The organism is Pseudomonas sp. QLc11A, assembly GCF_052112305.1.
Classification (GTDB): domain Bacteria; phylum Pseudomonadota; class Gammaproteobacteria; order Pseudomonadales; family Pseudomonadaceae; genus Aquipseudomonas; species Aquipseudomonas laurylsulfatiphila.
The window spans coordinates 265,193-276,964 of the sequence record NZ_JAVAJJ010000003.1 but is presented as its reverse complement, the minus strand read 5'-3'; the positions used below and the strand labels follow the sequence as shown (position 1 = coordinate 276,964).

Annotated in this window: 7 protein-coding genes, 4 tRNA genes and 1 pseudogene; 5 read left to right on the top strand and 7 right to left on the bottom strand. The window is 60.7% G+C overall.

The window, feature by feature from the left end:
* Positions 1-13: 13 nt before the first annotated feature.
* Complete coding sequence (locus Q8X48_RS06735) at positions 14-1,150, top strand: catalase family protein (RefSeq protein WP_407799500.1); 1,137 nt, start codon at positions 14-16, stop codon at positions 1,148-1,150.
* 128 nt (positions 1,151-1,278) lie between these two features.
* Here the strand turns inward: Q8X48_RS06735 and Q8X48_RS06730 are convergent.
* From Q8X48_RS06730 to Q8X48_RS06715, 4 genes are all read right to left on the bottom strand, one after another.
* A tRNA-Asp gene (locus Q8X48_RS06730) sits at positions 1,279-1,355 on the bottom strand.
* A gap of 19 nt (positions 1,356-1,374) precedes the next feature.
* A tRNA-Val gene (locus Q8X48_RS06725) sits at positions 1,375-1,450 on the bottom strand.
* Positions 1,451-1,648: 198 nt separating this feature from the next.
* Positions 1,649-1,725: transfer RNA gene (locus Q8X48_RS06720), tRNA-Asp, on the bottom strand.
* 19 nt (positions 1,726-1,744) lie between these two features.
* Positions 1,745-1,820, bottom strand: a tRNA-Val gene (locus Q8X48_RS06715).
* Positions 1,821-1,979: 159 nt separating this feature from the next.
* Between Q8X48_RS06715 and rdgC the strand changes: the two genes are divergently transcribed.
* The 3 genes and pseudogenes from rdgC (at position 1,980) to sugE (ending at position 4,435) form a co-directional block, all read left to right on the top strand.
* Positions 1,980-2,900: a recombination-associated protein RdgC gene (gene rdgC / locus Q8X48_RS06710; RefSeq protein ID WP_007969735.1), complete on the top strand. Its 921-nt coding sequence runs from the start codon at positions 1,980-1,982 to the stop codon at positions 2,898-2,900.
* Between the two features lie 136 nt (positions 2,901-3,036).
* Positions 3,037-4,002 (top strand): annotated as a pseudogene (locus tag Q8X48_RS06705) (bile acid:sodium symporter family protein).
* A gap of 118 nt (positions 4,003-4,120) precedes the next feature.
* The gene (sugE, locus tag Q8X48_RS06700; RefSeq protein ID WP_007977599.1) at positions 4,121-4,435 is read left to right on the top strand and encodes a quaternary ammonium compound efflux SMR transporter SugE; all 315 of its coding nucleotides are present in this window, start codon (positions 4,121-4,123) and stop codon (positions 4,433-4,435) included.
* 118 nt (positions 4,436-4,553) lie between these two features.
* On the opposite strand, the gene Q8X48_RS06695 is transcribed toward sugE, so the two are convergent.
* The 3 genes from Q8X48_RS06695 to Q8X48_RS06685 all read right to left on the bottom strand — a co-directional run bounded on the left by Q8X48_RS06695 (position 4,554) and on the right by Q8X48_RS06685 (position 8,093).
* Entirely contained in the window at positions 4,554-6,428 is a 1,875-nt protein-coding gene (locus Q8X48_RS06695; RefSeq protein WP_407799499.1) for an MFS transporter, read from the bottom strand.
* A gap of 96 nt (positions 6,429-6,524) precedes the next feature.
* A complete protein-coding gene (locus tag Q8X48_RS06690; protein ID WP_407799498.1) occupies positions 6,525-7,676 on the bottom strand; it encodes a TDT family transporter in 1,152 nt (383 codons plus the stop codon).
* 105 nt (positions 7,677-7,781) lie between these two features.
* A complete protein-coding gene (locus tag Q8X48_RS06685) occupies positions 7,782-8,093 on the bottom strand; it encodes a cupin domain-containing protein (protein WP_126046640.1) in 312 nt (103 codons plus the stop codon).
* A gap of 207 nt (positions 8,094-8,300) precedes the next feature.
* On the opposite strand from Q8X48_RS06685, the gene Q8X48_RS06680 reads away from it, so the two are divergent.
* Positions 8,301-11,771, top strand: a complete 3,471-nt coding sequence (locus tag Q8X48_RS06680) for a hybrid sensor histidine kinase/response regulator (protein WP_407799497.1) — start codon at positions 8,301-8,303, stop codon at positions 11,769-11,771.
* The last annotated feature ends 1 nt before the right edge of the window (position 11,772 follow it).

Genomic DNA, 11,772 nt, shown 5'->3' with positions numbered 1-11,772 from the left:
AAAGGACGCTCTCATGCTGATTACACTCTGGCTGCGCCTGGGCGCCTTCATCGGCAAGCTGTTGCTGTGGCTGCTGGTTCTCGGCGCGCTTGGCTGGGCATTGGCCACCGCCTGGTTTGCCTGGCAGCAGCGCGGACCGGTCTCGGCGCAAGAGTCGATTGCGGACGGTGAAGCCGCAATGACCCGGGATATCATCCAGACCGCCGTGCGCATCGTCGATCAGCACCGCGAAAGCACCCGCTACCTGCGCGATGCCCACGCCAAGGCCCACGGTTGCGTCAAAGCCGAAGTCCAGGTGTTACCGGAACTGGCCAGCGAATTGCGCCAGGGGGTGTTCAGCGAACCGGGCAAAACCTGGCAAGCGACGATGCGCCTGTCCAATGGCAATGCCTACCCGCAGTTCGACAGCATCCGCGACGCCCGGGGCATGGCGATCAAGCTGTTCGATGTTCCGGGCAAACAACTCTTGAGCGATCAGCCGGGGCGAAGCGAACAGGACTTTGTGATGTTCAGCCATCCGAACTTCTTTGTAAGTGACGTGGCCGAATACCGTCAGAACGTCGCTGCCCAGGCCGAGGGTAAAAAAATGATGGCGTTCTTTCCGGGGTGGGATCCGCGTTCGTGGCAGGTTCGCCACCTGTTTATTGCCCTGGCGACGTTGTCCCCTGCTCCATCGAGCCCAACCCGGACAACGTACTTTTCGGTTTCACCCTACAAATTCGGTGAAGCCAATGCGAAGTTCCGGGTCATGCCCGATCCGGGCAGTTGCCCGGCCTACAACCTGCCGGAACAAAACCGCGAGTTGCCGAACTTCCTGCGCAATGCGCTCAATCAACAGTTGTCGACCGACCGGGTACCCGCGTGTTTCGTCTTGCAAATCCAGCGACAGGACGCCAACAAGTACATGCCGATTGAAGACACCAGCATTGAATGGCGCGAAAGCGATGCGCCCTTCGAGACGGTGGCGCAGATCAGGGTGCCGGCGCAGGACTTCGATACACCGGCACTGAACCTGCAATGCGACAACCAGTCATTCAATCCCTGGTTCGGTATCGAGGCACACCGTCCCATCGGCGGGATCAATCGCCTGCGCAAAGCCGTGTATGAAGCTGTCAGCGACTACCGACACAGCCGCAACGCCGAGCAATAACTGCGCAGACACAAAAAAAGCGATCCCGGGATCGCTTTGAAGGCCGGCCAAATGCCAGACAGCAAAAAGCCCGCACAAGGCGGGCTTTCTGTGGTGACCTGGCGTTCAGTGTTCCAGGTTACCGAATATGGCGCAGCGGACGGGACTCGAACCCGCGACCCCCGGCGTGACAGGCCGGTATTCTAACCGACTGAACTACCGCTGCGCGAAACGCTTGAAACGAATGGTGGGTGATGACGGGATCGAACCGCCGACATTCTGCTTGTAAGGCAGACGCTCTCCCAGCTGAGCTAATCACCCTTCGCTTCGTTACGGGACGCATTATGCCACAAGTTTTCGTAAAGTGTTGATTTATTTGAAGTTTTTTTCAAATAAATCCGAAAACCGGTAAAACGACACATCCCGCGGGTACAACGTACAAACTTGAGGCAGAAAAAAACCCGCTATCGCGGGTTTTTCCGTGGTGACCTGGCGTTCAGTGTTCCAGGTTACCGAATATGGCGCAGCGGACGGGACTCGAACCCGCGACCCCCGGCGTGACAGGCCGGTATTCTAACCGACTGAACTACCGCTGCGCTAAACACATAAAACGAATGGTGGGTGATGACGGGATCGAACCGCCGACATTCTGCTTGTAAGGCAGACGCTCTCCCAGCTGAGCTAATCACCCTTCGCTTCGGTGTGGCGCGCATTCTACGGAGCGACCCAACCTCTGGCAAGCACTTTTTTAAATAATTTTCTCAGGCCTTCCAAAGGCTTAGAGAAAGGTTGGCCTATGGCACGGCGAAGACAATAATGCCCCCCTTTGTATAAAGGAGAGACTCACCCCATGTGGTTCAAAAACCTGCTTATCTATCGCCTGACCCAAGATCTGCCTGTTGATGCCGAGGCGTTGGAAACTGCACTGGCCACCAAACTGGCGCGCCCATGTGCAAGCCAGGAGTTGACCACCTACGGTTTCGTCGCGCCGTTCGGCAAAGGCGAAGATGCGCCACTGGTGCACGTCAGCGGTGACTTCCTGCTGGTGTCCGCGCGCAAGGAAGAACGTATTTTGCCAGGCAGCGTCGTGCGTGACGCGGTCAAGGAAAAGGTCGAAGAGATCGAAGCCGAGCAAATGCGCAAGGTCTATAAGAAGGAACGCGATCAGATCAAGGATGAAATCATCCAGGCCTTCCTGCCCCGCGCCTTTATCCGCCGCTCGTCGACCTTCGCCGCCATCGCGCCGAAACAGGGCCTGATCCTGGTCAACTCGGCCAGCCCGAAACGCGCCGAAGACTTGCTGTCGACCTTGCGTGAAGTGATCGGCACCCTGCCGGTGCGTCCGCTGACCGTGAAAATGTCGCCGACCGCGACCATGACCGAGTGGGTCACCACGCAGAAAGCCGCGGACGATTTCTTTGTGCTGGACGAGTGCGAACTGCGCGACACCCACGAAGACGGCGGCATTGTGCGTTGCAAGCGCCAGGACCTGACCAGCGAAGAAATCCAGCTGCACCTGAGCACCGGCAAAGTGGTCACTCAACTGTCCCTGGCCTGGCAGGACAAGCTGTCGTTCGTCCTCGACGACAAGATGGTGGTCAAGCGCCTGAAGTTCGAAGACCTGCTGCAGGACCAGGCGGAACAGGACGGCGGCGACGAAGCCCTGGGCCAACTGGACGCCAGCTTCACCCTGATGATGCTGACCTTCGGCGACTTCCTGCCGGCGCTGGTTGAAGCGCTGGGTGGTGAAGAGACTCCGCAGGGGATCTAAAGGCTAGCGATCTCTTCTGTAGGAGCGAGCTTGCTCGCGATGGTGTGTCAGTCGCCCCTCTTTGTCTGACACACCATCGCGAGCAAGCTCGCTCCTACAGGGGTTTTGTAGCGTCACTTAAAACAAGGATCAGGCCATGCGTGCACTGGCTGCATTGAGTCGTTTTGTCGGCAACACCTTCGCCTACTGGGTACTGATTTTCGCTGTCGTGGCGTTCCTGGAACCGGCATGGTTCCTCGGCCTCAAAGGCGCCATCGTGCCACTGCTGGGGCTGGTGATGTTCGGCATGGGCCTGACCCTCAAGCTCGAAGACTTCGCCGAAGTCGCTCGCCATCCCTGGCGAGTGGCCCTGGGCGTGGTTGCCCATTTCGTGATCATGCCGGGCGTGGCGTGGTTGCTCTGCCAGGCGTTCCACTTGCCGCCGGAAATCGCCGTCGGTGTGATTCTGGTCGGCTGCTGCCCAAGCGGCACCTCGTCGAACGTGATGACCTGGCTGGCCCGTGGCGACCTGGCGCTGTCGGTGGCCATCGCCGCCGTCACCACCCTCCTCGCCCCCCTGCTGACGCCGGCGCTGATCTGGTTGCTGGCCTCGGCCTGGTTGCCGGTGTCGTTCATGGAGTTGTTCTGGTCGATCCTGCAAGTGGTGCTGTTGCCGATCGTGCTGGGCGTGGTTGCCCAACGGGTACTCGGCGACAAGGTTCGACATGCCGTGGACGTGTTGCCTCTGGTGTCGGTGGTCAGCATCGTGATCATTGTCACGGCAGTGGTGGCCGCCAGCCAGGCGAAGATTGCCGAGTCGGGCCTGTTGATCATGGTCGTGGTCATGCTGCACAACAGCTTTGGCTACCTGCTGGGTTACTTCACAGGGCGCCTGTTCAAGCTGCCACTGGCCTAGCGCAAGTCCCTGGCCCTGGAAGTCGGCATGCAGAACTCCGGCTTGGGCGCCGCGTTGGCCAGTGCACACTTCTCGCCGCTGGCGGCAGTGCCCAGTGCATTGTTCAGTGTCTGGCACAACATTTCCGGGGCATTGCTCTCCACGTATTTCCGTCGCATGAGCGAGAAACAGGATCGGGAAATGCCGGCACAACAGGTCAGCGACTGACTGGAAAACTTGATCCCCGGGTTAATGCTGGGCACTATATTGCCCATCGCGAGGACGACCTCGCGGCTCGATCGAGTCATTAATCAGGGGACGACCCCGTCAGACGATGGAGGTCTTCATGTCCTGGATCATTCTGTTTTTCGCCGGCCTTTTCGAAGTCGGCTGGGCCGTCGGCCTCAAGTACACCGACGGTTTCACCCGCCCGCTCCCCACTGTATTGACCGTTGCGGCCATGGCTATCAGCCTTGGCCTGCTCGGCCTTGCAATGAAGGAACTACCGCTGGGTACGGCCTATGCGATCTGGACCGGTGTCGGCGCCGTTGGCACAGTGATCGCCGGGATCATTCTGTTTGGCGAGTCGATGGCGCTGGTGAGGTTGGCGAGTGTGGCGTTGATCATTTCCGGGCTTGTTGGCCTGAAGGTCAGCGCTTAGGCCACTGACGGCATCGCGGGCAAGCCCGCTCCCACAGGGCCGGAGGTGAATCACACATTTTGTGTACACCTGCGATTATTGTGGGGCTTGCCCGCGATGGGGCCTGCATATACAACTGTTATCTAACAGCCCCGCGCAAATCCCCCACCAACGCCTGCAACTTCACCGGCTGCGCCACCTCAACCGCCACCGCCGGCCCGGCCACCAACGTCACCCGCGACCACAACCGGCGAAACAGCCCTTTACCCGGATCGCGGCTGAAGAAACTCCCCCACAACCCCTGCAAGGCCAGCGGAATCACCGGCACCGGCGTCTCTTCGAGAATCCGCGTCAGCCCGCCTTTGAACTCGTTGATCTCGCCATCGGCGGTCAATTTGCCCTCGGGGAAGATGCACACCAGCTCCCCGTCCTTCAGATACCGGGCAATGCGCGTGAAGGCTTGTTCATATATCTGGATGTCTTCCTGGCGCCCGGCAATCGGAATCGTCCCCGCGGTACGGAAGATGAAGTTCAGTACCGGCAGGTTGTAGATCTTGTAATACATCACAAAGCGAATCGGCCGACGTACCGCGCCGCCAATCAGCAAGGCGTCGACGAACGACACGTGGTTGCACACCAGCAGCGCCGCGCCTTCGTCGGGGATCAGGTCCAGATTGCGGTGCTCCACGCGATACATGGAATGGCTGAGCAGCCAGATCATGAAACGCATGGTGAACTCGGGGACAATCCTGAAGATGTAGGCGTTGACACCGATGTTCAGCAACGACACGACCAGGAACAACTGCGGGATCGACAGCTTGGCCACGCTCAACAGGACGATCGAGACAATCGCCGACACCACCATGAACAGCGCGTTGAGGATGTTGTTGGCGGCAATCACCCGCGCCCGCTCGTTCTCCGCCGTGCGCGACTGGATCAGCGCGTACAGCGGCACAATGTAGAAACCGCCGAAGACGCCCAGGCCGAGGATGTCGAGCAACACCAGCCAGGTGTGACCGAAACCGAGGATGTCGATCCAGCCATGGCCGGCGGCGCTGTCCGGAATTCCACCGGAATGCCACCACAGCAGCAGACCGAAGACGGTCAGGCCGAACGATCCGAACGGCACCAGGCCAATCTCGACTTTGCGCCCGGAAAGCTTCTCGCACAGCATCGAACCCAATGCGATACCAACCGAGAACACCGTCAGAATCAGCGTCACCACGGTTTCGTCGCCGTGCATCCATTCCTTGGCATAAGCCGGGATCTGCGTCAGATAGATCGCCCCGACAAACCAGAACCATGAGTTGCCGACAATCGAGCGTGACACCGCCGGTGTTTGCCCCAGGCCCAGTTTCAATGTGGCCCAGGACTGGCTGAAAATGTTCCAGTTCAGGCGCATTTGCGGCGTGGCGGCCGCCGCCCGGGGAATGCTGCGGCTGGCCAGGTAGCCGAGCACGGCAATGCCGATGATCGCCGCGGACACCACCGGTGCGTAATGCGCCGAAGACATCATGACCCCGGCGCCAATGGTGCCGGCGAGGATCGCCAGGAAGGTGCCCATTTCCACCAGGCCGTTGCCGCCGACCAGTTCTTCCTCACGCAGGGCCTGCGGCAGGATCGAGTACTTCACCGGCCCGAACAGCGCCGAATGGGTGCCCATGGCGAACAGCGCCAGCAGCATCAACGACAGGTGATCGAACAGAAAACCGACGGCGCCGACCGCCATGATGGCAATTTCCCCAAGCTTGATCAGGCGGATCAACGCGTCCTTGGCGAACTTTTCCCCGAATTGCCCGGCCAGGGCCGAGAACAGGAAAAACGGCAGGATAAACAGCAGCGCACACAGGTTGACCCAGACAGAGCGGTCACCCTCGATGGTCAGCTTGTACAAAATCGCCAGGATCAACGACTGCTTGAACACATTGTCGTTGAATGCCCCAAGGGACTGGGTAATGAAGAACGGCAGGAAGCGCCGGGTACGCAACAAGGTGAACTGTGAGGGGTGACTCATCTTCCATGTGTCCCTGATTATGTAGAGAGTGGCCTGGATACTGTAATTGGAGTATCGAAACTCGATCCAGGCCACACCTTACCTAATCTTTGTCGGTTATTTCTTCAAACCGGCAATGCATGGCGAGACAAACAGTTCACCACGCCAGGCGCCCAGCACCGTGCGCTTGCCGACGATCAGCCACATCACCGCCAGCAACGCCACCAGCACACAGCCAGACACACTGAAAAAGGTCAGGTTCAAGGTACTGGCCAGCTTCAACGTCGCCAGAGAATAGACGCCCAACGGAAAGGTGAAGCCCCACCAGCCCAGATTGAAGGGGATGCCGGCCCGCAGGTAGCGCACAGTGATCAGCAACGCCATCAGCATCCACCACAGGCCCAAGCCCCACAGGGTGATACCGGCCACCAGGCCCAATCCCGCAGCAATCTCACCGACGCCCGGCAAACCGTTGGCCGCGAAAATCAGCGGTGCATCGCCGCCCAGTACCAGCATGCCCAACGCGCCGGTGCCGATCGGGCCAAGGGCCAACCAGCTCGAGGCGGCCATGTTTTCATGGGGCAATTTATGCAGGGCCATGCGCAGCAACAGAATGGTCAGGATGCTGAAGGCCACCGGCAAGGAAAATGCCCAGAGCACGTAGCTGGTCACCAGCACCACCAGTTGTGAGTGAGCGTCGGCCAAATGCGGCGCCAACAGGCCACCACTGACGGCCGCCACTTCTGCAGCGACCACCGGCAACAACCAGACGGCGGTCATCTGGTCGATGCTGTGCTCCTGACGCGTGAACATCATGTAGGGAATCAGCACACCGCAGGCCAGCGACATCGCCACATCCAGCCACCACAGCACCTCGGCGAGGTGAATCACACCGTCGCCCCAGCGCGGCAGGCCGAACACCAGAAAGCCGTTGATGATGGTCGCCAGGCCCATCGGGATAGTGCCGAAAAACATCGAGACCGTGGAGTGTCCGAAGATCCGTCGTGCTTCGTCGAAAAACAGCAGCCAACGCGCGGCGTACAACGCCGTAAACAGCAGGAACAACGCGATGTTGAACAGCCACAGGGCTTCGGCAAAGGCGCGCAAGGCGGGCATGGCGACCGGCAATTGCGCCAGTGCCAACGCCAGCACACCGGTGCCCATGGTGGCCGCGAACCAGTTGGGGGTGAACTGGCGGATCACTTCGCGGGGATGCTGCAAGTGACTGAAAGGTTTGATTCCGGGCTTGATGCTATTGGCGCATGTCATGGCGAACTCCTGTCCTCTCGTGAGGTGGAGCCCATGTTAGATCCGAATAGAATATCTATATAACGGGTAATATCTCTATATCTTATCGATAATACTTATATATGGTCAGACACTACCCTCCGATTCGACCACCAATATCCGAGCCGGCCCTACCGGATGCGCCACATGCTCAGTACCAACCGAGGCATGAAAAATGTCACCGACTTCCAGCAACGCTTCCCGCTCCACCCCCTCTTCGCGATAACGCATCCGCACCTGGCCATCGAGCACCACGAACACTTCCTCGCCGTCGTTGACGTGCCATTTGTAGGGTTGATCGGTCCAATGCAGCCGCGTGGTGATGCCGTTCATGCTGGCGATGTCCAGCGCGGCCCAGGCACGCTCGCCAGTGAACGATTTGCTGCGGATGATCTTCATGGTCCGATCCTTCGAGTGAGCTCAGAGGAGGCCAAGGCTAACCCGGATCCAAGCGCTGGTGGAATGTGGCAAGGCCAGTCCAGACACTGAAAATCAACCTGCGACACCCCGCCACGCCGCGACCTTGGTCGACACTGACTAACGCTGGCGGTCGTGCGAGACTGTCTGTCCGGGCGAGAGGCCCGGGTGTCTTTGTCTGGAGTCCCCATGCCGCTGTCCACCGGGCTGATTGCCGTCGTCGCCCTGGCCTATATGGCCATCATGTTCGCCATCGCCTTCTATGGCGACCGTCGCAGCGCGCCCTTGCCGCCGCGTGTGCGTGCCTGGGTGTACAGCCTGTCGCTGGCGGTCTATTGCACCAGCTGGACGTTCTTCGGCGCCGTGGGCCAGGCCGCCGAACAGCTCTGGTCGTTCCTGCCGATCTACCTCGGGCCGATCCTGTTGCTCGTCGGCGCGCCGTGGGTCCTGCAGAAAATGGTGATGATCAGCAAACAGGAGAACATCACCTCGATCGCCGACTTCATCGCCGCGCGCTATGGCAAATCCCAGTCGCTGGCGGTGGTGGTGGCGCTGATTTGCCTGGTCGGCGTGCTGCCCTATATCGCGTTGCAGCTCAAAGGCATTGTGCTCGGCGTGAACCTGCTGATCGGTGCCGGCGCCGACGCCATGGGCACCCGGGCCCAGGACACGGCGCTGATCGTATCGCTGGTGCTGGCGCTGTTCACCATCGTTTTCGGTACCCGCAACCTCGACGCCACGGAGCACCACCGCGGCATGGTGCTGGCCATTGCCTTCGAGTCACTGGTCAAGCTGTTCGCGTTTCTCGCGGTCGGCGCGTTCGTGACCTACGGCCTGTACGACGGTTTCGACGACCTGTTCGACCAGGCCATGCTGGCGCCGCGTCTCGAACAGTACTGGAAGGAAACCATCAACTGGCCGTCGATGGTGGTGCAGACCGGTGTGGCGATGATGGCGATCATTTGCTTGCCGCGGCAGTTCCACGTGACCGTTGTCGAGAACATCGATCCCCAGGATCTGCGCCTGGCCAAGTGGGTATTCCCGGCCTACCTCGCCCTGGCTGCATTGTTTGTCGTGCCGATCGCCCTGGCCGGCCAGATGCTGCTGCCCAGTTCGGTGTTGCCGGACTCGTTTGTCATCAGCCTGCCCCTGGCGCAGGCGCATCCGGCGCTGGCCCTGCTGGCGTTTATCGGTGGCGCATCGGCGGCCACCGGCATGGTGATCGTGGCCAGCGTGGCGCTGTCGACCATGGTGTCCAACGACATGCTGCTGCCCTGGCTGCTGCGTCGCAACAACGCCGAGCGCCCGTTCGAAGTGTTCCGCCAGTGGATGTTGTCGGTGCGCCGCGTCAGCATCGTGGTCATTCTGTTGCTGGCCTACGTCAGTTACCGCCTGCTGGGCTCGACCGCCAGCCTGGCGACCATCGGCCAGATCGCCTTCGCTGCCGTGACCCAACTGGCCCCTGCCATGCTCGGTGCGCTGTACTGGAAACAGGCCAACCGCCGCGGCGTTTTCGCCGGCCTCGCCGCAGGCACCTTCCTGTGGTTCTACACCCTGATCCTGCCGATTGCCGCCCTCAGCCTCGGCCTTTCCTTGAGCTCATTCCCGGGGCTGGCCTGGTTGCACAGCAATCCACTGAACCTGCCGATCACCCCGCTGACCCAAGGCGTAGTGCTGTCGCTGGCTGGCAACTTCACGCTGTTCGCCTGGGTCTCGGTGCTGTCGCGCACCCGGGTTTCCGAGCACTGGCAGGCGGGCCGATTCATCGGCCAGGAAATCAGTGCCCGCCCCAGCGCACGCTCGATGCTGGCAGTGCAGATCGACGACCTGCTGCAGCTGGCGGCGCGCTTCGTCGGCGAAGAACGCGCCCGTCAAAGCTTCATCCGCTTTGCCTATCGCCAGGGCAAAGGCTTCAACCCGAGCCAGAACGCTGACGGGGAATGGATCGCCCATACCGAACGCCTGCTGGCCGGTGTGCTGGGTGCCTCTTCGACCCGCGCGGTGGTAAAAGCCGCCATTGAGGGCCGGGAGATGCAACTGGAAGACGTCGTGCGCATCGCCGACGAAGCCTCGGAGGTGCTGCAATTCAACCGCGCCTTGCTGCAAGGCGCCATCGAGAACATCACCCAGGGCATCAGCGTGGTCGACCAGTCGCTGAAACTGGTGGCCTGGAACCGTCGCTACCTGGAGTTGTTCAACTACCCGGACGGCCTGATCAGTGTCGGTCGGCCGATCGCCGACATCATTCGCCACAATGCCGAGCGCGGCCTGTGCGGCCCTGGCGAAGCCGAAGTTCACGTCGCACGTCGCCTGCACTGGATGCGCCAGGGCCGCGCGCATACCTCCGAGCGCCTGTTCCCCAACGGCCGGGTCATCGAGTTGATCGGCAACCCGATGCCGGGCGGCGGCTTCGTCATGAGTTTCACCGACATCACTGCGTTCCGCGAAGCCGAACAGGCGCTGACCGAAGCCAACGAAGGCCTGGAGCAACGGGTCACCGAACGGACCCACGAACTGTCGCAGCTCAACGTCGCCCTGACCGAAGCCAAGGGCACCGCCGAGGCGGCCAACCAGTCCAAGACCCGCTTTCTCGCGGCCGTCAGCCATGACTTGATGCAACCGCTGAATGCGGCACGCCTGTTCTCCGCCGCCCTCTCCCATCAGCACGATGGACTCTCCGGCGAAGCGCAGAAACTGGTCGGACACCTGGACAGCTCGCTGCGCTCGGCCGAGGACCTGATCAGCGACCTGCTGGACATTTCCCGCCTGGAGAACGGCAAAATCAACCCGAATCGCCAGCCGTTCGCGCTCAACGAACTGTTCGACACCCTCGGTGCAGAGTTCAAGGTGCTGGCGCAGGAACAAGACCTGGAGTTCCGCGTTCGTGGCAGCACGCTGCGAGTCGACAGCGACATCAAACTGCTGCGGCGAATTTTGCAGAACTTCCTGACCAATGCGTTTCGCTACGGCAAAGGGCCAGTACTACTGGGCGTTCGTCGGCACAAGGAAGCATTGAGTCTGGAAGTCTGGGACCGCGGGCCGGGTATTCCGGAAGATAAACAACAGGTGATTTTCGAAGAGTTCAAGCGCCTCGACAGCCACCAGACACGGGCCGAAAAAGGCCTCGGCCTTGGGCTAGCCATTGCCGACGGGCTATGTCGCGTGCTCGGTCATACCTTGCGCGTGCGCTCCTGGCCGGGACGTGGCAGCGTGTTCAGCGTCAGCGTACCGCTGGCCCGGGCACAAACCGTAGCGCCGGTCAAAGTCGCCGAGCTCAATGGCAAATTGCTCAATGGCGCACAGGTGCTGTGCATCGATAACGAGGACAGCATCCTGATCGGCATGAACAGCTTGCTCAGCCGCTGGGGTTGCCAGGTCTGGACCGCACGCAATCGCGAGGAATGCGCAACACTGCTGGGCGAAGGCATGCGCCCGCAATTGGCGCTGGTGGATTACCACCTCGATCATGGCGAAACCGGAACCGATCTGATGGCCTGGTTGCGCACGCAAATGGGCGAGCCGGTTCCTGGTGTGGTGATCAGCGCCGATGGCCGGCCGGAGACGGTCGACAAGGTGCATGCAGCAGGGCTGGATTACCTGGCCAAACCGGTGAAACCGGCGGCTTTGCGGGCGTTGTTGAGTCGGTATTTGCCGTTGTAAC

Excerpts from the sequence above, each read along its gene's own strand:
- Q8X48_RS06735 (WP_407799500.1), top strand. The coding sequence starts at position 14 with ATGCTGATTACACTCTGGCTGCGCCTGGGCGCCTTCATCGGCAAGCTG.
- Q8X48_RS06685 (WP_126046640.1), bottom strand. The coding sequence starts at position 8,093 with ATGAAGATCATCCGCAGCAAATCGTTCACTGGCGAGCGTGCCTGGGCC.
- rdgC (WP_007969735.1), top strand. The coding sequence starts at position 1,980 with ATGTGGTTCAAAAACCTGCTTATCTATCGCCTGACCCAAGATCTGCCT.
- sugE (WP_007977599.1), top strand. The coding sequence starts at position 4,121 with ATGTCCTGGATCATTCTGTTTTTCGCCGGCCTTTTCGAAGTCGGCTGG.
- Q8X48_RS06690 (WP_407799498.1), bottom strand. The coding sequence starts at position 7,676 with ATGACATGCGCCAATAGCATCAAGCCCGGAATCAAACCTTTCAGTCAC.
- Q8X48_RS06695 (WP_407799499.1), bottom strand. The coding sequence starts at position 6,428 with ATGAGTCACCCCTCACAGTTCACCTTGTTGCGTACCCGGCGCTTCCTG.
- Q8X48_RS06680 (WP_407799497.1), top strand. The coding sequence starts at position 8,301 with ATGCCGCTGTCCACCGGGCTGATTGCCGTCGTCGCCCTGGCCTATATG.